Origin of the sequence: Bradyrhizobium sp. BWA-3-5 (genome assembly GCF_032917985.1) — a bacterium.
Classification (GTDB): domain Bacteria; phylum Pseudomonadota; class Alphaproteobacteria; order Rhizobiales; family Xanthobacteraceae; genus Bradyrhizobium.
Genome location: NZ_CP136626.1, coordinates 947,375 through 966,596, shown reverse-complemented (window position 1 = coordinate 966,596; position 19,222 = coordinate 947,375). Strand labels below are relative to the sequence as shown.

Annotated in this window: 19 protein-coding genes; 7 read left to right on the top strand and 12 right to left on the bottom strand. The window is 64.3% G+C overall.

Features of this window, described 5'->3' with window-relative positions; translation table 11 throughout:
* Nucleotides 1–255: 255 nt before the first annotated feature.
* Both RX331_RS04650 and RX331_RS04645 read left to right on the top strand, forming a co-directional pair.
* Nucleotides 256–492, top strand: coding sequence for a hypothetical protein (locus RX331_RS04650; RefSeq protein WP_317255465.1), 237 nt, complete (start codon nucleotides 256–258; stop codon nucleotides 490–492).
* A 139-nt stretch (nucleotides 493–631) separates the two neighbouring features.
* The gene (locus RX331_RS04645) at nucleotides 632–1,381 is read left to right on the top strand and encodes a DUF4336 domain-containing protein (RefSeq protein WP_317255464.1); all 750 of its coding nucleotides are present in this window, start codon (nucleotides 632–634) and stop codon (nucleotides 1,379–1,381) included.
* 231 nt (nucleotides 1,382–1,612) lie between these two features.
* Here RX331_RS04645 and RX331_RS04640 read toward each other — a convergent pair whose 3' ends face one another.
* The 3 genes from RX331_RS04640 to ftsE all read right to left on the bottom strand — a co-directional run bounded on the left by RX331_RS04640 (nucleotide 1,613) and on the right by ftsE (nucleotide 4,107).
* Nucleotides 1,613–2,326 carry a YdcF family protein gene (locus RX331_RS04640; RefSeq protein ID WP_317255463.1) on the bottom strand — a complete coding sequence of 238 codons (714 nt, stop codon included), beginning with the start codon at nucleotides 2,324–2,326 and terminating at the stop codon, nucleotides 1,613–1,615.
* Between the two features lie 157 nt (nucleotides 2,327–2,483).
* Nucleotides 2,484–3,455, bottom strand: coding sequence for an ABC transporter permease (locus tag RX331_RS04635; protein WP_317255462.1), 972 nt, complete (start codon nucleotides 3,453–3,455; stop codon nucleotides 2,484–2,486).
* Nucleotides 3,448–4,107, bottom strand: a complete 660-nt coding sequence (gene ftsE, locus RX331_RS04630; protein ID WP_283032040.1) for a cell division ATP-binding protein FtsE — start codon at nucleotides 4,105–4,107, stop codon at nucleotides 3,448–3,450. Before ftsE ends, RX331_RS04635 begins: the two co-directional genes overlap by 8 nt.
* Nucleotides 4,108–4,306: 199 nt before the next feature.
* Between ftsE and RX331_RS04625 the strand changes: the two genes are divergently transcribed.
* Nucleotides 4,307–5,191, top strand: a complete 885-nt coding sequence (locus tag RX331_RS04625; protein WP_317255461.1) for an MJ0042-type zinc finger domain-containing protein — start codon at nucleotides 4,307–4,309, stop codon at nucleotides 5,189–5,191.
* Between the two features lie 38 nt (nucleotides 5,192–5,229).
* Nucleotides 5,230–5,607, top strand: a complete 378-nt coding sequence (locus RX331_RS04620) for a response regulator (RefSeq protein WP_317255460.1) — start codon at nucleotides 5,230–5,232, stop codon at nucleotides 5,605–5,607.
* Nucleotides 5,608–5,745: 138 nt separating this feature from the next.
* On the opposite strand, the gene RX331_RS04615 is transcribed toward RX331_RS04620, so the two are convergent.
* Nucleotides 5,746–8,373, bottom strand: coding sequence for a TIGR02302 family protein (locus RX331_RS04615; protein WP_317255459.1), 2,628 nt, complete (start codon nucleotides 8,371–8,373; stop codon nucleotides 5,746–5,748).
* A gap of 235 nt (nucleotides 8,374–8,608) precedes the next feature.
* Between RX331_RS04615 and RX331_RS04610 the strand changes: the two genes are divergently transcribed.
* Entirely contained in the window at nucleotides 8,609–9,517 is a 909-nt protein-coding gene (locus tag RX331_RS04610; RefSeq protein ID WP_317255458.1) for an NAD(P)-dependent oxidoreductase, read from the top strand.
* A 98-nt stretch (nucleotides 9,518–9,615) separates the two neighbouring features.
* Entirely contained in the window at nucleotides 9,616–11,130 is a 1,515-nt protein-coding gene (locus RX331_RS04605; protein ID WP_317255457.1) for a L,D-transpeptidase family protein, read from the top strand.
* 152 nt (nucleotides 11,131–11,282) lie between these two features.
* On the opposite strand, the gene lysA is transcribed toward RX331_RS04605, so the two are convergent.
* The 3 genes from lysA to argH form a co-directional block, all read right to left on the bottom strand.
* Complete coding sequence (gene lysA, locus RX331_RS04600; protein ID WP_317255456.1) at nucleotides 11,283–12,548, bottom strand: diaminopimelate decarboxylase; 1,266 nt, start codon at nucleotides 12,546–12,548, stop codon at nucleotides 11,283–11,285.
* Between the two features lie 95 nt (nucleotides 12,549–12,643).
* The gene (gene lptM / locus RX331_RS04595; RefSeq protein WP_317255455.1) at nucleotides 12,644–12,910 is read right to left on the bottom strand and encodes an LPS translocon maturation chaperone LptM; all 267 of its coding nucleotides are present in this window, start codon (nucleotides 12,908–12,910) and stop codon (nucleotides 12,644–12,646) included.
* A gap of 210 nt (nucleotides 12,911–13,120) precedes the next feature.
* The gene (argH, locus tag RX331_RS04590) at nucleotides 13,121–14,512 is read right to left on the bottom strand and encodes an argininosuccinate lyase (RefSeq protein ID WP_317255454.1); all 1,392 of its coding nucleotides are present in this window, start codon (nucleotides 14,510–14,512) and stop codon (nucleotides 13,121–13,123) included.
* Nucleotides 14,513–14,630: 118 nt separating this feature from the next.
* Between argH and tlpA the strand changes: the two genes are divergently transcribed.
* Nucleotides 14,631–15,317 carry a thiol:disulfide interchange protein TlpA gene (gene tlpA, locus RX331_RS04585; RefSeq protein ID WP_410708122.1) on the top strand — a complete coding sequence of 229 codons (687 nt, stop codon included), beginning with the start codon at nucleotides 14,631–14,633 and terminating at the stop codon, nucleotides 15,315–15,317.
* Between the two features lie 23 nt (nucleotides 15,318–15,340).
* Here the strand turns inward: tlpA and RX331_RS04580 are convergent, their stop codons facing one another.
* The 5 genes from RX331_RS04580 to RX331_RS04560 all read right to left on the bottom strand — a co-directional run bounded on the left by RX331_RS04580 (nucleotide 15,341) and on the right by RX331_RS04560 (nucleotide 19,203).
* A complete protein-coding gene (locus RX331_RS04580; RefSeq protein ID WP_317255452.1) occupies nucleotides 15,341–15,529 on the bottom strand; it encodes a putative motility protein in 189 nt (62 codons plus the stop codon).
* Between the two features lie 204 nt (nucleotides 15,530–15,733).
* Complete coding sequence (locus RX331_RS04575; RefSeq protein WP_317255451.1) at nucleotides 15,734–16,615, bottom strand: 3-hydroxybutyryl-CoA dehydrogenase; 882 nt, start codon at nucleotides 16,613–16,615, stop codon at nucleotides 15,734–15,736.
* 192 nt (nucleotides 16,616–16,807) lie between these two features.
* Complete coding sequence (locus tag RX331_RS04570; protein WP_317255450.1) at nucleotides 16,808–17,743, bottom strand: electron transfer flavoprotein subunit alpha/FixB family protein; 936 nt, start codon at nucleotides 17,741–17,743, stop codon at nucleotides 16,808–16,810.
* Complete coding sequence (locus RX331_RS04565; protein ID WP_317255449.1) at nucleotides 17,743–18,492, bottom strand: electron transfer flavoprotein subunit beta/FixA family protein; 750 nt, start codon at nucleotides 18,490–18,492, stop codon at nucleotides 17,743–17,745. The genes RX331_RS04570 and RX331_RS04565 overlap by 1 nt, the downstream gene beginning before the upstream one ends.
* A gap of 138 nt (nucleotides 18,493–18,630) precedes the next feature.
* Nucleotides 18,631–19,203, bottom strand: a complete 573-nt coding sequence (locus RX331_RS04560) for a cob(I)yrinic acid a,c-diamide adenosyltransferase (protein WP_317255448.1) — start codon at nucleotides 19,201–19,203, stop codon at nucleotides 18,631–18,633.
* Nucleotides 19,204–19,222: the final 19 nt, after the last annotated feature.

The following is a 19,222-nucleotide window of genomic DNA, read 5'->3' as shown; positions in this document are numbered from 1 at the left end:
TTGTCTGCGTTTAGATCGTGACATTCGCCGCGGGTGAAATGCCTGCACGCTTGAGGACCGTAATGCGCAACGCACGCACAAACATCGCAGAAACTGCCGCCCGCGTCCGGCCGCTTATTTGGCTGGCCGACGGGTCGTGCGTGTCCGCGATGACACGGCGTCCGAATTTTCAGCTCCAGGCGGGGCTGATCCGCAAAGCAAGCGTATAACTCTCGGCGCAGGGCCTCCCCTCCGCCGAACCGGCAGGAGGGCAAGATGAACGCCCGCAACGATTTCAAGAGACCATTCCATCACAGCCTGGATGCGAGGCTGAAAGCCGTTCGAGTGCGATTTGCCACGCGCGTTGATTTTCTCGTGGCGCGCTGGCTCGAGCGCTGCGCCACGGATATCGAGGCCGCGCAAGGGTTGTTCGAAACTGATCGGAAGCCCGCCCGTGAGGCCGGGATTGGCGTGAGCCTTGTTTCGTCTCCACGTTGGGATGAGTCGCCATGACGGGGCTCGCGACCGAGTGGGAAATATCATCAAGCTGGAAAGAGGCTGCCTATATGGCAGCCTCCATTGCTCTTGCGCCTGCTTGCAGACTTCTTGCGATCAGCGTACTTCCCGCAAGAAGCCATCGAGAAGGTGATCCTTGGGAGCCTCTCTCTACGAGCCAGTCAACGTGCTCAAGCCGATGGGACCGGACATCGGCATCGTCGACGGGCCATTCGAGTACTTGACCGTAGGCGGCGTCAGGTTGCCGCTGCCTTTCACGACACGAATGACGGTCGTGCGTCTGTCGGATGGTAATCTATTCCTGCACTCGCCGATCAAGTTTGATCAGGCACTGGCGAGTGAACTGCAGCGGATTGGAGCAATCCGACATCTGGTTTCACCTAACCAGTTTCATTACGCCCATATCGGGGAGTGGTCGAAAGCCTTTCCCCATGCGATCACATGGGCTTCACCGCGTGTGCGGCAAAGAGCGCGCGCTCGGCGCGTCGATCTATCGTTTGCGCGAGACCTCGGCATCGTTCCGCCAGAAGAATGGCGGCAGGACATCGACCAGACGCTATTTCCCGGCGGATACTTCAAAGAGTTCATTTTCTTTCACAAGAAATCGAAGACGCTGATCCTCACGGACACGATCATCAATATCGAGCTCGACAAGATGCCGCAGCCGTGGCGAACGGCGACAAAGCTGAGCGGGATGTACCATCCCCATGGGCAGATATTTTTTGGCATGCGGCTGCCGCTGTTGTTGCAGCCGCGAAGGGCTAAAGCGGCATTTGCAAAGATCCATTCGTGGCGACCGGAGCACATTGTCCTCAGCCATGGCCGATGTTTCGAATATCACGCCGAAGAAGTCCTCGGCAGGATATTTGGAGGCCAGTCGCCTTGAAGGGCCGATCCGCCTTTGGACACCTATGTCGGCTTCTAGGGGAGAGCTGATCACGTGCTGATGCGCCGGCTAAGTCGCCTTTTGGGCCCTTAGCCGACTAGATAGCTGGGTTTATCGGGGTCCGCTTTCCGGTGGTCAGCGGATGTGGGCCAAGTTTGATCAAGAAGTCTGGTCTGGCCGGGTCGCAACCGACATGAATCCAGACGCCATTCGCGGATTGATATGCGCGCCCTAATTGGCCTGTGCGGTCGCGGGACGGCGCGGCGCCTGAACAGGCTGGTCGGACGCCTCCGGCATCACCTCGATGCCGATAACGGCGAGCCGCACGCGCACTTCGGCGGCGACATATTTTGCGTACTCCGACAATAGCAGGCGCAGCGTCGGGCCGCTGGTCCACCATGGCTCGTCGCGCCAGCGGTCGCCGATGACAGCGAACGGAATCAGTGTCACGTCCGGCATCGCGTGCGACAGCTCCAGGATGGCGCGCGGCATGTGGTAGTTCGAGGTCACCACGATCAGCGAGTTGAAGCCGCGCTCGCGGGCCCAGCGCCGCGTCTCCGCGGCATTGCTGCGCGTATTGACGGCGGAGCGGTCGAGATCGACGCAGCAGCCGAGCAGCGCGTGGTTGTCGGGCAGCGAGCGCGAGATGTCGCTGACCGCGTTGGTCGGATGCACGCCCGAAATCAACAGCCGCTTGCCATAGCCGGCGGCCAGCAATTCCATCGCATCCGAGACCCGCGACGAGCCGCCAGTGAACACCACGATGCCGTCGGCGTTGCGCGCCGGCTTGATCTCGACGCCGCGTAGTTGCGAGAGAAACGCGATGAACCCCACCGCCGAGCCGACGAATAGGACCGCCATGCCGCCGACGATGGTCGCGCGCAACCAACCGCGCGGCCGCCTGGCCCGCGTCGTCGGCGCGCTGTCGTCGTCCCGCAAGTTCATCTGATCCGGCTGTCCTCTTTCTAATTCGACGCGTTTTCTTGACGCGAACCGGTGCCCACTTCGCTCGACAACGCTTTAGTACAATTCTAGAACGTTTTGACGCGAAGTGGAGTCCTGGGGTCCGTGACTTACTTCACGGCAAGACGCCGCTATCCCGTCAATCGATGTCATCCAGCGTGGCAAACAGCGTGCGCCGCGAGGCCCAGGCGGTAATGGCCGCGATCGCCACGGCCTGCACCGCGAGCGCCAGATAACCCGAGGGCGGCAGCGAAAACGTCCCGAGCAGCGCGGCGAACTGATCGCCGACCGGGGTGCCCGAGAACCAGCCCGCAATCGATTCGGAGAAGCCGAATCCCAGCATCGCCGCGCCGCCGCCGATCACCCCGCCTTCGAGGCCGAGCCGGAGGAAATGCCGCAGGAAATGGTTGGCGATGTAGCGGTCGCCGGCGCCGACGAAGTGCAGGACCTCGACGATCGGGCGATTCGCCGCCATCGCGCCGCGGGTTGCAAACGAAACCGAGATGATCGTCGCTACGATCACCAGCGCGAGAATGCCGATGCCGGCGAACACGGTCGCGCCGGTCATCGAGCGCATGCGCTCGATCCAGGCGCGATGGTCGTCGACGCTGGCCGACGGCGCCACCTGTGTCACCGCGCTGCGCAAGCCCGTCAGATCCAGCGTCGTACCGGGCTGCACCCGTGCAACGACGACGCGCGGCACCGGCAGCTGCTCGATCGACAGCCCGCTGCCGAGCCACGGCTCCAGCAGTTTCGCCGAATCGTCCTTGCTGAACGGCTTGACCTGGACGATGCCGGGCTGCGTCCGCATCGCCTCCGCCGCCGCGTTCACGTCGCGGTCGAGATCGCGCCCGGCCGAGGGGCGCACCTGAACGGTGATTTCGCTCGCCACCTCCGACTGCCATTCCGCGGCCGATGCGCTGACCAGAAATACCGTGCCTGTCGTGATGGAGGCGAGAAACGTCATGATGGCGACGACGGCGACCAGCGCGCGGCCCGAGATCGAGGCGCGCGGCACGATCGGCGACATGTTGCGCGCGCGCGCCGGCACCTGCGGGCGTTCGTTGCCGAGGTCGACCAGCGGTCCGTGCTCGTCACCAACCCTACTCATAGATGTGCAACCGTCCCTGGTGCAGCACCATGCGCCGCGCCTCGTACTGGTCCATCAGCGTGATGTCGTGGGTCGCGATGATGACGGCAGTGCCGAGCCGGTTCAATTCGATGAACAGCCGCAACAGGCGGCGGCCGAGCGTCGGATCGACGCTGCCGGTCGGCTCGTCCGCCAGCAGCAATTGCGGCCGCGAGATCACCGCGCGCGCGATCGCCGCGCGCTGCTTCTCACCGCCCGACAGAATCGGCGGCAGCGCATCCATGCGCTCGCCGAGCCCGACCCATTTCAACAGGTCGATCACCTCGCGACGATAGCTGGATTCCTCGCGACCCATCACGCGGAACGGCAGCGCCACGTTCTCATAAGTCGTCATGTGATCGAGCAGGCGGAAATCCTGCAGCACGATGCCGATCTTCTGGCGCATGTCGGCGATCTGGTCCTTGCCGGCCAGCGAGACATCCTGGCCGAAAATATTGACGAGACCGCGGGTCGGCCGCAGCGACAGGAACAACAGCCGCAGCAGCGAGGTCTTGCCCGCGCCCGAGGGGCCGGTGAGGAACTGGAAGGAATGGGCCGGAATCATGAAGGAGAGGTCGCGCAAAATCTCCGGGCCAAGCCCGTACCGCAAACCGACATTTTCGAACCGAACCAAAGCTCAGCTCCGCTCGACATGAGCCGCGACCCGAAATCCCGGCCTTGAACCTGAACCGGGGGACGAGCCCGCACCAGGGGCCCTGGCCCCGCTGGTTTGGGTACGAACCGGACAAAACGGTTGTGCGACCGTTATGGTTTCCGATTCGTTAACGGTCGCTATGTAGCATCCGGACGACGACACTGGTGAGCTCGGCTCCATGCATATCATTTGCCCCCATTGTACAACATCTTACGCCATCAATCCGGGTACCTTGGGCACCACCGGACGCACCGTCCGCTGCTCCCGCTGCAAGGAAACCTGGTTGGCCCGGCCCGAGGATGCGATCGAACTGGCCGCCGCCGCGCCGGCAGCCATGCCGAGCCAGGCGCCATCGAGCCCGCCGGCCGCCAATGATGCCGCCGCCGAATGGGAGGCGATGGCGCACGCCGAAGAGGGGCAGGATACCCCGGTCGTCGACAGCCCCTCGATTTCGGCCGGCTGGCCGGCCGAGGGCGAGGCTTCGCAAGGCGGTGCCGATAGCGGCTGGCCGGCGGCCGCCCGGCAGGCGGCTGAGGATCATGAGGAGATCCCGATCACCACGCACCGCCAGCGGCTGGCTCGTCTGTTCCGGCTGCCTTCCCTGCCCCGCATTCCCTTCATGCCGTCCATTGGCCTGCCGACCGCCTGCGCCGCCATGGGCGCGCTGATCCTGGCGCTGACGATCTGGCGAGCCGACGTCGTGCGGCTGCTACCGCAGACCGCGACCTTCTACAAGATGGTCGGGCTGGAAGTGAATCTGCGCGGGCTGGCGTTCAAGGACATCAAGATCACCAACGAGACCGTGGACGGCAAGCCGGTGCTGGTCATCGAAGGCGTGATCGTCGGCGAGACCAAGAAACCGGTCGAATTGCCGCGCCTGCGCTTCTCCGTCCGCGACGCGCAGGGCGCGGAGATCTACGCCTGGAATGCGGTGCTCGAGCAGCCGGCGCTCAAGCCCGGCGAGCGCGTTTATTTCAAGTCACGCCTGGCCTCGCCGCCGCCCGAAGGCCGCAATATTGACGTACGTTTTTTTAACAAGCGGGACCTAGCCGGCCACGCTTGAGCCGGCCTGTCCCACCAGGGCTCACGAGATACGACTTCATGCCACGCGTGCTGATCGCCGACGACGAAGATTCCATGCGCACGCTGGTCGCACGCGCCATCGCGATGGACGGCCACGAGACCGTCACCGCCGAGGACGGTGCCGAAGCGCTCGATATCCTGACCCGCGACCAGGGCGCGTTCGATCTTCTGCTGACCGATATCCAGATGCCTGTGATGGACGGCATCGCGCTGGCGCTGACGGCGGCGCGCGATTTTCCCACCCTGAAGATTCTCTTGATGACCGGCTTTGCCGATCAGCGCGAACGCGCCTCGGGCCTCAACGCCATCGTGCACGACGTGGTGACGAAACCGTTTTCGGTGCACGACATCCGCACGGCCGTCGCGGACGCGCTGGCGGCAAGAAAGGCGGGGTAGCTGCGGCATCAATGGTTGTCGTCCCCCGCGAAGGCGGGGATCCAGTACGCCGCGGATTCTCGGTTCAAGCACTGACGTCGCTGGAATACTGGATCCGCCTTCGCGGATGATGACAGCGGAATGTAGAAGGCGACGGCCCTAATAATCCTTCAGCAGCCGCTCGATGTAGTCGAGCTCGATCTGCGGGCGGGATGGATCGGCGAGGCGGCGACGCAGTTCCTCGAGGATGCGACGCACCCGCTGGACGTCGATCTCGCCGGGGATCTTCACCGTGTAATCATCGGTGAATTCATTATGGCGCATCGGCCGTCCGAGCGGGTCGGTCGAGTTGGCCGCGCCCTGCTGACGGCCCCTCGGATTGCCGGGGCCGTCACCCGGCTGGTCGCCATCGCCCTGCTGCATCGCTTCGGCGAGGTTCTGAGCACCCTTGCGCAGCGCCTCCAGCGCCCGCCCCTGCGAATCGACGGCACCATCGGCATTGCCTTCGCCGAGCCGTCCGGTGGCGTCGCCCATCGCCGAATCGGCCTGATCGAGCCCATCCTCGCCATCGCCCTGCTCGCCGCCCTGGCCCTGTTGGCCCTGACCCTGCTGGCCTTGTTGTCCCTGCTGGTCGCCGCGCTGGCCCTGCTGGCCGCGCTGTCCCGGGCCCATGCCGCGCTTGGCGAGTTCTTCCTGCAATTTCTTCAGCCGGTCGCGCAGGCCCTGCTGGTCCTGCTGCAGGTCGCCCATGCTCTGATCACCCTGCTTGCCGCGCGAGCGGTCGCGGCGCTGGTCCTGACCCTGCTTGTAGGTCTTGTCGCGGAGCTGCTGCTGCTTGCGGATCATGTCGCCGAGCTCGTTGAGCGCCTGCTCCATGTCGTTGTCGCCCTGCCCAGGCTGCGCCATTTGCAGGTTTTCCAGCATCTGCTGCAGCTGTTCCAGGAGCTGCCTCGCAGCCTCCTTGTCGCCCGAGCGCGACATCCGCTCCAGCCGGTCGAGCATGCTCTTGAGATCCTGCTGGCTCAGCATCTTCGTATTGGGATCGAGCGGACGGTCGCGTTGCTGTGGATTGTTGCGGAACTGCTCGGCGAGTTGACGCAGGAAATTATCCAGCGCGGCGCGCAGATTGTCGGTGAGCTTCTTGATCTCCTCGTCGCTGGCGCCGCGCTCCAGCGCCTGCTTGAGCGCCTCCTGCGCCGCGCGCAACGCCTTGTCGACATCGGTGATGTTGCCGTCCTCGATGGTGACGGCGAGCGCCCACAGGCTGGCGACGACCTCGCGCAGCGCATCGTCGGTGCGCGCCGCTTCGAGCTGCCGCGATACGCTGTAGAGGCCGAGATAGTGGCCGGCCTCCGGCGTGAACAGCTCGGGTGCGATCATCAGCGCATCGAGCGCGGTATTGACCTGCGCATTCTGGTTGGCGTCGAGCGCCAGGATGCGGCGCTGCTCGATCAGCGCGCGGGCGAGCGGCTTGGTGAACAGCCGCTCCGGCAGCCGCATGTTGTGCGGCTCGCTCCTGCCCTCATTGCCGGCCTCGTCCTTGGCCGTCAGCGTCAGCGTGACGTCGGCGCCGGCATAGGGGTCCTCGCTGAGGTCCTTCACCGTCTGACCGACGCCATTGCGGGTGCGCGCATTGGGCAGCACCAGCGGAAACTGCGGCGGCTCGAACAGCGGCCGTGGCGCGGTCTTGTCGCCGTCCTTGCTGGCTTCCTTACTGACGTCCTTGTTGCCTTCCTTGGCCGCGTCCGGCGCGCGGGCGGCAAATTGCGCGCGTGCTTCGGTGACGCCGTAATCGTCCTCGAGCTTGTAGGACATCTGCAGCGAGCCACGGGCCTGCCGTTCCGGATCCTTCGCCAGCGAGATGGTGGGCGCCCGGTCGGGCGTCGCGGCGAAACGCCACAGCGGCTGGCCGGAGGGCGCGCGGACATGCGCGGTGCCGTCGGCTGTGATCTTGAAATGCCGCTCATTGGTGCCCTTCGGCGCCTGCTCGCTCGGCGCGATCTCGGTCACCCCGCCACCGACCACGACGTCGATGGTGCCGCCGCTGGAGCGCACCAGGAGCGTGCTGCCCGCGGGAACCGACAATGGCCCGCTCTCGGGCGAGGCCGCGTCCTTGTTGGCAGCGGAAAGAATGATCGGCGGCTTGCCGGTGTAGTTCGGCGGCGTCACCCACGCATCGACCCGGACATTGGCCGGCGCCAGCACGCCGTTCCAGTCGAACGCCGCGGCAATGCGCAGCGCGCGCTCATCGCCGGCGGCGACATAGGCGGCGACCAGCATCACCACGACCAGCGCGCGCAGCGCCCAGGGATCGTGGATCGCAAGCCGCGGCGACGGCAGGCCGGCGCGAATGCGCTTGATCGAGGCCAGCGTGCGCTCGCGCTGCTCGCGCCACAGCGCCTGCGCGATCGGGTCCTTGGATTGCAGCGTATCTGTTAGCGCGGTGGCCGGGCGATGGCGGATGCCGGTGCCGCGATCGAGCCGGCTCAAACTCTCTTCACGCGTCGGCCAGCGGAAACGCAAGAGCGGCAATGCGGCGGCAAGCGCCAGCACGACGAAGAGGCCGGTACCGGTGGCACGCGCAACGAATGGCAGCGCCAGCCACAGGCCGGCCCAGGACACCACCAGAAACAGTCCGACGACGCTCAAGAGCCGGGCGAACCCCGGCCAGGCGCGCTCCCACGCGATCGCATACTCGGCCCGTTGCAGGGCCTGCGTCAGCTGCAGCCGCGCGATCGTATCCGGCTCGCGCGCGGATTTGGCGGGATCATGGGAAGCGCCGTTCAACAATCTCTCCGGGTTGCCCACAAATCAGCCTAGCACAACGGCGGCAATGAGGCACCCGTTCCCGGAGTAACCCACACCCGGAAATACGCATAACACGAAGGCGTGACTATACTGCCTTGAGCCCGTAATTTCCGCGCGAAACCGTAAAAATACGAGGGGCGCGGACTGCTTCCGCCTTCGCCAAGGCCCTGGCGGACGAGTCGCTTCGCTCGCAATGGAAATTCGGGGAGACACCATGGAAATCGGATTCATCGGGCTGGGGAACATGGGCTTCCCGATGGCGCGCCGGCTGGTCGAGGCCGGGCATCAGCTCACCGTGTTCGACACGCGGAAGGAAGCCGTCGACAAGCTGATTGCGCTTGGTGCGCAGGGCGCATCCTCGCCAAAGGATGTCGCCGATCGCTGCGAGAGCGTGCTGGCGAGCCTGCCGTCGCTGCAGGCCTCGCTCGAGGTTGCGACCGGTTCAGGCGGCGTGATCGAGGGCAGGCGCGTCAAGCGGTTCATCGATCTCTCCACCGTCGGCTCGCAGATGGCCGCGAAGATTCACGGCCTGCTGGCCAAGAAAAACATCGTGCAGATCGACTGCCCGGTCAGCGGCGGCGTCGGCGGCGCGGAAAAGGGCACGCTCGCGGTGATGGTCTCCGGCCCGCGCGCCGATTACGAGACGGTCAAGCCGGCGCTCGGCGTGATCGGAAAACTGTTCTTCATCGGCGAAAAGCCCGGCGCGGCACAGACGATGAAGCTGGCCAACAATTTCCTCTCGGCGACCGCGATGGTCGCAACGTCGGAAGCCGTGGTGATGGGCGTCAAGGCCGGGCTGGATCCATCCGTGATGATCGACGTCATCAATGCCGGCTCTGGGCTCAATACCGCGAGCCGCGACAAGTTTCCGCGTTCGGTGCTGCCGCGCAGCTTCGATTACGGCTTCGCCACCGGATTGATGGTGAAGGACGTAAGACTGGCGCTGGAGGAGATGAAATCGCTGGGGCTGTCGATGGAGGTTGCCGAAGCGGTCGGCCGGCTCTGGGAGGTCATCATCCGCGACGAGGGCGCGGAGTCGGACTTTACGGCGGCGATCAAGCCGATCGAGAAGGCTGCAGGCGTCGTGGTCGGCGGCGCGAGGGCCGGCGTGACGGGGAAGTAGCGCAGTTCCAGGTTGGCAAGCGCGACCGAGTGGCGCTAGGTTTGCAACATATTTGAGTGCAAAGCTGGCCGTTGATTCGATTGATCAGTGGGACGCGCATGCCGTCTCGTTGCGTGAGTTCGAAGTTTTGGCGAAGGTGGCTGCGATCCGCCTGTGTTTCCGCTTACGTCGGCGTCACCGCTCTGGCGGCGCTGATCGCGGCGGGACACGATGCCGCCGCCAGAAGTGGCCGGAGCGAACGCCCGGTCGAGACCGTTCAGTCGCGCAGCGCCGGCGAGCCGGTCATGGCGATTGTCTCGCTCCACAACCAGCGAATCACCGTTTACGACGCCAAGGGGTGGATCCTGCGGGCGCCGGTATCGAGCGGCACCAAGGGACGCGAGACGCCCGCGGGCATCTTCAGCATCATCCAGAAGGTGGAGGAGCATTACTCCAATCTCTATGACGATGCCTTCATGCCGCACATGCAGCGGATCACCTGGTCGGGCATCGCCCTTCATGGCGGGGTCCTGCCAGGACATCCGGCGTCGCACGGCTGCGTGCGCCTGCCCTACGACTTCGCCGAGCGCCTGTTCGGCGAGACCAAGATCGGCATGCGGGTGATCGTGGCGCCCACCGACGTGGCGCCGGTCGAGATCGCTCATCCGCTTCTGTTCCAGCCAAAACCCGGCGCTGTTGCCCTCGTCGCGGCCCGCGCGGCCGAGGCGCAAGAGGCGGCGAAGAAAGCGGCCAATGTGAAGCTCGCCGTGGCGACGGCGTCGCGGGACGTCACGGCGGCCGCGGCGCCGGTGCGCACGGTAGAAAATCTGAAGATCAAGGCCGCGGCGCAATTGGCCGCCGCCGAGGCCGCGCTCGGCTCTGCCAAGTCCGCGGAGGAAAAGGAGCAGGCCGAAAGCGCCAAGGTGCAGGCCTCCGTGAAGCTCGCGGAGTTGCAGACGCAGTGGGAGGCCGCCAAAGCCGATCTGCAACAGAAGCAGGACGCTGTCGCGTCGGCACGTGAAGCCGCCGCAGCAGCGGAGGCTGCGCGATACCTGGCCGCCGAGGCCGCCCGCAAGATCGCGCGCGAACTGCAGCCGATGTCGGTGCTGATCAGCCGCAAGACTCAGAAGCTTTATGTCCGGCAAGCGTTCGAGGCGGTCTTTGAAAGTCCCGTCACGATCGCCGATCCCGATCGTCCCATCGGAACGCATGTCTTTACCGCCGCAGAGCGCACCTCCGACGACCACTTGCGCTGGAACGTGGTGTCGTTATTAGGCAGCAAGCATACGGAGACGGTCGCGGCGCACGAGCGGGCGCGGGCAAGCAGCCGCGACGTTGAGCCAACACTGACGGATTTGAACGCTGCAAAGAGCGCGCTCGATCGCATCACCATTCCGCAGGACGCACTGGATCGCATCACGGCCATCGCGCCGCGATCTTCCTTGATCGTCACAGACGAACCGTTGAGCGCTGAAACCGGCAAAGGGACCGAATTCGTGGTGCTGCTCAGCGGCGAGCCGCAGGGCGGCATCAAGAAGCGGCGACGCAGTACGGGGAACCAGTTCCGGTACAATTATCCCCACGGCGTTCCGTTCTGGCGTTCACCGTTCGGAAGCCCGTTCTCGAGCTGGTAACCGCGTTTGGCGCGGTTAGCTGTCATCATCCGCGAAAGCGGGTGATCCAATATTTCAGAGACAGCCGTGATTGAATCGAGATGCTGCGGCGTACTGGGTCCCCGCCTTCGCGGGGACGACCACCGTTGGTGCAGATGCGTGGCCTTGCAGAATCACAACCACGGCGCAAGCCGATCCATCGCGATCAGTTCGTCGACCTCGATGCGCGGGCGAACCACGGCGTACTGGTCGTCCTTGACGAGCACTTCCGGCACAAGCGGCCTCGTGTTGTAGAAGCCGGACTGCACCGCGCCGTAAGCGCCTGATGTCATGATGGCGAGGAGATCGCCGGACTTCGGCTCGGGAAAGTTACGGTCGAGCGCGAGATAGTCGCCGGTCTCGCAGACAGGACCGACCACGTCGGCGGTGATCGTTCGCGTCCCCTTGGCCGACTCGCGCACGGGCAGGATATCGTGGTGCGCCTCATAGAGCGTCGGGCGGATCAGATCGTTCATCGCGGCGTCGATGATGACGAAGTTCTTGGCCTCGCCCGGCTTCACATAGATGACGCGGGAAACCAGGATGCCGGCGTTGCCGACGATCATGCGGCCCGGCTCGAACATCAGCGTGCAGCCGAGATTGTGCGTCACGCGCTTGACCATCGCCGCATAGGCCGACGGCAGCGGCGGCGCTTCGCGGTCGGCGTGATAGGGAATGCCGAGCCCGCCGCCGAAATCGATATGTTCGATGGTGTGGCCGTCGGCGCGCAGCGTCTGCACGAAATCGGCCAGAATCCGGAATGCGGTCTCCATCTTAGAGAGATCGGTGATTTGGCTGCCGATATGCATGTCGGTGCCGGTCACCACGATGCCCGGCAGTTTTGCGGCGCGGGCATAGACCTCGCGAGCACGCGCGATCGGAATACCGAACTTGTTCTCGGTCTTGCCGGTGGCGATCTTGGCATGGGTGCCGGCGTCGACGTCCGGATTGACGCGCAGCGAAATCCGCGCGGTTCTGCCGGTCTCGACCGCGAGCCTCGACAGCAATTCCAGCTCGGGCTCGGATTCGACGTTGATGCAGAGAATGTCGGCGGCGAGCGCCGCGCGCAGCTCCGTCTCGGTCTTGCCGACGCCGGAAAACAGGATCTTGCTCGGCGGAATACCCGCCGCCAGCGCGCGCTTCAGCTCACCGCCGGACACCACGTCCGCCCCGGCGCCGAGCTTGGCCAGCGTGCGCAGCACCGACTGGTTGGAATTCGCCTTCATGGCGTAGCAGACCAGCGTCCTCTCGCCGGCAAAGGCTTCGGAGAAGACGCGGTAGTGACGCTCGAGCGTCGCGGTTGAATAGCAATAGAACGGCGTGCCGACGGCTTCGGCCAATTCGGACAAGTTGACGGCCTCGGCGTGCAGCACGCCGTTGCGATAGTCGAAGTGATTCATGGCGCGCTCATAGCGTTTTCAGGCGAAGCATGTCCTCGGACTTGATCCGGGGATGGATACCGGTTCGCGTCAAGAAAACGCGTCAAAACAAGACTCTAGTCCAGCAGCGGATCGAGCACGAATTTCTTCTTGTTGCCCTTGGGCGCGGACGGACCTGCGTCGGTGCCGTAGGTCGGATTGAAGACGCCGGGCTGCGCTGCGCGCTCACCCTCGGTATCCGACGTGACCCCGGCCTGCGGCGCCGCCGCGGTCGGCGGCAGATCGAGCCCGCCTTTGCGTCCGCAGCCGCCAAGCGCGAGCGCGGTGACGCTGAGCAGGATAATGGCCCATCCGGACGATGACGGGCGGAAGTTACTGATCACGACGAAATCCCCGCTAGAGCGTTATGACGCTTCTTCGAATCGTCATTCGCTCTATCTCCTTCGATTTGAGCATGATCTTTTCGGAAAACCGGTGCCCACTTTTCCGGATCATGCCCTGCGCGGCGCACCATACAAAGATTGCCAGGGTATGGCGAGTGCCGATGGGCCACGGACAACCATGAAATAGCAGCTAAATTTTTCTCTTCAGACCTATTTTTGCTCTTTTTCGAGCCGTTTCAGCCAGGCTTTGGCCTGCGACGCCACGTTCTTCGGGGCGGTGCCGCCATAGCTGGTCCGGCTTTTGACCGAGGCTTCCACCGACAGCACGCGCAGGGCGTCAGCCGTGATCTTTGGCTCGACCTCCTGCATCGCCTTGAGTGGCAGTTCGTGCAGGGCAAGGCCCTGCTTCGACGCGAGGCCGACGATGCGTCCGGTGACGTGGTGGGCGTCGCGGAACGGCATTTTCAGCGTCCGTACCAGCCAGTCGGCGAGGTCGGTGGCGGTCGCATAGCCCTCGCCGGCGGCGGCCTTCATCCTGTTCTCGTCGGGCACGAGATCGAGGACCATGCCGGTCATGGCGCGTATAGCCAGCGAGAGCGCGGTAAACGCCTCCATCGCCCCCTGCTTGTCCTCCTGCATGTCCTTTTGGTAGGCGAGCGGCAGCCCCTTCATCACGATCAAAAGACCGTTGAGCGCGCCGATCACCCGGCCGGTCTTGGCACGCACCAGCTCGGCGGCGTCAGGATTGCGCTTTTGCGGCATGATGGAGGAGCCGGTGGTGAACTTGTCGGAGAGCCGCACGAGGCCCACCAAGGGCGAGGTCCAGATCACGATTTCCTCGGCAAAGCGCGACATGTGCACGGCCGCGATCGACGCCGCCGACAAGGTCTCCAGCACGAAATCGCGATCCGAGACCGCATCCAGCGAATTGGCCATCGGGCGGTCGAAGCCGAGCGCCTTGGCGGTCGCATGTCGATCGATCGGAAACGAGGTTCCGGCCAGCGCCGCCGCACCCAGCGGCGATTCGTTCAGCCGCTTGCGCGCGTCGGCAAACCGGCCGCGGTCGCGCGCGGCCATCTCGACATAGGCGAGCAGGTGATGGCCGAAGGTGACGGGCTGCGCGGTCTGCAGATGGGTGAAGCCCGGCATCACGGTGGCGGCATGCTCCAGCGCGCGGGCCGCCAGCGCATGCTGGAAGGCGGCAAGCGCGGAATCCGTCTCGTCGATCGTGTCGCGCACGAAAAGCCGGAAATCGGTCGCCACCTGGTCGTTGCGCGAGCGCGCAGTATGCAGCCGGCCTGCGGCCGGCCCGATCAGCTCGGACAGCCGGCTCTCGACGTTCATATGGATGTCTTCGAGCGCGCGCTTGAAATCGAACGAGCCCTTGCCGATTTCTGACAAAATCGTGTCTAGACCCTTGCCGATATTTTTCGCATCACTCGCGGTGATAATGCCTTGCGCGGCCAGCATCGTCGCGTGGGCCTTGGACGCGGTGATGTCCTGGGCATAGAGGTGACGGTCGACGTCGATCGAGACGTTGATTTCCTCCATGATGGCATCGGGACGCTCGGTGAACCGGCCGCCCCACATCTTGTTGCTCATGACTTCCCAAGCCCTGTCATCTATCAAGTCCATCTCGTCGAGCCGGCGAAACACCGCGCCGGTTTCGACCGTAACTCCACGGTAATCTTGCGCCCTGCATAGCCATATCTGACCCAGGATGACAAACGATATGCCCGAAATGTCCCCGCCCCGCCCGGCCTCGCGCCGGCTCCCGATCGCCATCGGCGCTGTGATAGCCGCGGGCGTCGTCGGATTGGGCGCTTTTTACGGGCTTGGCGGCCTCAAGCGCGGTACGGGCGGCGACCCCTCCTGTGCCAGCGCGGTCGAACTGGCCCGCAAGATATCGCCACTGGCCCATGGCGAGGTGGCGGCGCTGACCATGGCGACAAGCCCGCTGAAGCTGCCCGACCTCGCCTTCGAGGACGCCGAGGGCAAGCCGCGGAAATTGTCGGAATGGCGCGGCAAGACTGTGCTGGTGAACCTTTGGGCCACTTGGTGCGTGCCCTGTCGCAAGGAGATGCCGGCGCTGGACAGCCTGCAGGCCAAGCTGGGGGCTAAGGACTTCGAGGTGGTCGCCATCAATATTGACACCCGCGACCCCGAGAAGCCGAAAAACTTCCTCAAAGAGGCCAATCTGACCCGGCTCGGCTACTTCGCCGACTCAAAAGCCAAGGTTTTTCAGGATCTTAAAAACATAGGCAAGGCGCTGGGGATGCCGACCTCGGTGCTGGTGGACGCCCAAGGCTGCGAGATCGCGAATCTGGCCGGTCCCGCCGAATGGGCCAGCGACGATGCGATCAAGCTGATCAAGGCCGCGATGCAGCCGATGAAGGCGGGGTCGTAGGAAGGCCAGCAATATTTCGCTGGTCAGGCCGTAACGTTCAGATTGCCGCCGACGCCGGGGGCGAGATTGGCGGTCGAGGGGATACCCAGCAGCGTCTGGACCGCCGCTTTCTCCGCATCCGCATTCTGCTTGATGATCGAGGTCTGGATCTGCTGCTGCATACCACCTGCCTGCATGGCGAGCATGCTTGAAACCATAGCCATCATATCCATACGCAGCACTCCCTAAACGCGAGTGCACCCTACCCCGCCACCAGTTAACGAAATCCAACCGCGTCCGTGTCCCGCACGCGGCGCAGCGTGCAACGCTGTTCCGCAGAGCCGGGACCCATGCGAACTGGAGCATGTGTGGATAGATGGACCCCGGCTTAGCCGCGCACCGCAAGGGCGCTGCGCAGCATCCGGGGAACGTGTCCCTCAGCGCGTCGGGACCGGCTTGTCGCCGCGATAGTCGTAGAAGCCGCGCTGCGTCTTGCGGCCGAGCCAGCCGGCCTCGACGTATTTCACTAGCAGGGGACACGGCCGGTATTTCGAATCGGCGAGCCCCTCATGCAGCACCTGCATGATGGAGAGACAGGTATCAAGGCCGATGAAATCGGCCAGTTCCAGCGGCCCCATCGGGTGATGCGCGCCGAGCTTCATCGCCGCATCGATCGCCTCGACGTTTCCGACGCCCTCATAGAGCGTGTAGATCGCCTCGTTGATCATTGGCAGCAGGATGCGGTTGACGATGAAGGCCGGGAAATCTTCGGAGACCGCGACCTGCTTGCCGAGCTTGCCGACGAACTCCTTTGATGTATCGAAGGTGGTGTCGTCGGTGGCGATGCCGCGGATCAGCTCGACCAGCTCCATGGCCGGCACCGGATTCATGAAATGAATGCCGATGAAGCGCTCCGGCCGGTCGGTCGAGGCGGCGAGCCGCGTGATCGAGATCGACGACGAGTTGGTGGCGACGATCGCCTCCGGCTTCAGTACCGCGCAAAGCTCGTGAAAAATCTTGCGCTTGACCTCTTCCTTCTCGACCGCGGTCTCGATCACGAGATCGCAGTCGGCGAGGCCATCCAGCGTCTCGGTGGAGGAGATCCGCGCCAGCGCCTGCTTGCGGGCGTCCTCGGTAATGGTCTGCTTGGCGACCTGGCGCGACAGATGGCCGTTGATCGTCGCCATCGCCGACTTCAGCCGTTCGTCGGAGACGTCGTTGAGCACCACGTCGAAGCCGGCAAGCGCCGCCACATGCGCAATCCCGTTGCCCATCTGGCCCGAGCCGATCACGCCGACCTTCTTGATTGTCACCGCCATTTTATCATCCACCGGAACGGCGCGCCATCGCGCCTGTTCATCTCCAAACCTCAGCTACGATATCATCGAACCCGAGGTTTCGGTCCCACCATTGGCACGTAATCTTCACGCGAAGCTTAATCCACTTCGCCCGCAACCGCTTAAGGTAAATAATCGGCCGGACGTTGCGCGCCCGGCCGATGTTTGGCCTTGTTACTTGCTCAGCGCCTCGGTCAGCTCAGGAACCGCCTGATAGAGGTCCGCGACCAGGCCGTAATCGGCAACCTGGAAGATCGGCGCGTCTTCATCCTTGTTGATCGCCACGATCACCTTGGAATCCTTCATGCCGGCGAGATGCTGGATTGCGCCTGATATGCCGATGGCGAGATAAAGTTCCGGAGCGACCACCTTGCCGGTCTGGCCGACCTGCCAGTCGTTCGGCGCGTAGCCGGCATCGACCGCGGCGCGCGAGGCGCCGACGCCGGCGCCGAGCTTGTCGGCGAGCGGCTCGATGTATTTGGCAAAATTCTCGCGGCTCTGCATGGCGCGTCCGCCGGAGACGATGATCTTCGCCGACGTCAGTTCAGGACGATCGCTCTTGGCGACCTCTTCACCGATGAAGCTGGAAAGGCCCGGATCGGCCGCAGCGGCGGCATTCTCCACCGCCGCGCTCCCGCCCTCGGCGGCCGCGGCGAAGGTCGAGGTGCGCACCGTGATGACCTTCTTGGCATCCTTGGACTTCACCGTCTGGATCGCGTTGCCGGCATAGATCGGCCGCTCGAACGTATCAGGCGAAACGACCTTGATGATCTCCGACACCTGCATCACGTCGAGCAGGGCGGCAACGCGCGGCATCACATTCTTGAAGCGCGAGGTCGCGGGCGCAACGAAGGCATCGTAGCCGGACGCCAGCGACACGATCAGCGCGGCCAGCGGCTCGGCGAGGTCATGCGCATAGGCGGCGTTGTCGGCGAGGAGCACCTTCTTCACGCCGGCCAGCTTGGCAGCGGCATCGGCCGCCGCCTTGGCGTTCTCGCCGGCGACCAGCACGTGCACGTCGGCGCCGAGGGCTGCGGCCGCCGTCAGTGCCTTGTTGGTGGCGTCCTTGATCGACGCATTGTCATGTTCGGCAATCAGCAGCGTCGTCATCAGAGCACCCCGGCTTCGGTCTTGAGTTTGGATACCAGCTCGGCGACGTCCTTGACCTTGACGCCCGCCTTGCGGCCTGCCGGTTCGGTGGTCTTGAGCACTTCGAGCCGCGGCGAGAGATCGACGCCATAGTCGGATGCGTTCTTGTCGTCGATCGGCTTCTTCTTGGCCTTCATGATGTTGGGCAGCGACGCGTAGCGCGGCTCGTTAAGGCGCAGGTCCGTGGTGACGATCGCCGGCCCCTTCAGCTTCACGGTCTGCAGGCCGCCGTCGACTTCGCGGGTGACCTTGAAGTCAGAACCTTCGACCTCGAGCTTGGAGGCAAATGTCGCCTGCGACCAGCCGAGCAGCGCGGCCAGCATCTGGCCGGTCTGGTTGGAATCGTCGTCGATCGCCTGCTTGCCGAGGATGATCAGGCCGGGCTTCTCCGCCTCGGCCACGCCCTTCAGAAGCTTGGCAACCGCTAGGGGTTCGACATTGCCTTCGGCCTTGACGAGGATGCCGCGGTCAGCGCCCATCGCAAGCCCGGTCCGGATCGTCTCGGAGGCCTGCGCCGGACCGATCGAAACCACCACGACCTCGGTCGCCTTGCCGGCTTCCTTCAGCCGCAGCGCTTCCTCGACCGCGATTTCGTCGAACGGATTCATCGACATCTTGACGTTGGCCAGTTCCACGCCCGTTCCGTCGCTCTTGACGCGGACCTTGACGTTGTAATCGACCACCCGCTTTACCGGCACAAGAACCTTCATCGATCCTCTTTCGCTTGAATTCTGGGGTTAATTGGCTTGGTATCAGCTTATATTGACTTTGGGCGCGGAACCTAAAGGCCCCGCTATCGCCGGTCAACGCGCGAAAGCCAAAAATCAGCCCCTTGATAAGGCCTTACTTTAGCGGTTCTGGCCCGGCACCCACAACACGTCTGCGGCCCCATTATCGTTCATGGCACGGCTGGCGACGAACAGAAAATCCGACAGGCGGTTCATATACTGGATGGCAGCCCCGCTGACCGGCTCCTCGGGACTGGCCGCCAGTTCCACCATAATCCGTTCCGCCCGGCGGCATATGGTGCGGGCGAGATGCAGGTATGCGGCGGCGGGGGTGCCGCCGGGCAGCACAAACGAGGTCAGCGGCGCGAGGTGCTCGTTGAGCGCGTCGATGTCGCGCTCCACGCGTTCGACCTGGCTCGACAGCATCCGCAAGCGTTCCGCCTTGCCGTCGCGCTGAGGCACCGCGAGGTCGGCCCCGAGGTCGAACAGGTCGTTCTGGATCCGGCCGAGCATCGCATCGAGGTCGCGCGCCTCGCCAAGATGCAGCCGCACCACGCCGATCGCGGCATTGGTCTCGTCCACGGTGCCGTAGGCGCTGACGCGCAGATCGTATTTCGGACGGCGCTCGCCGCTGCCGAGCGCAGTGGTGCCGTCATCGCCGGTCTTGGTATAGATGCGGTTCAGCACAACCATCGGCGCGTCCTTTTATCCG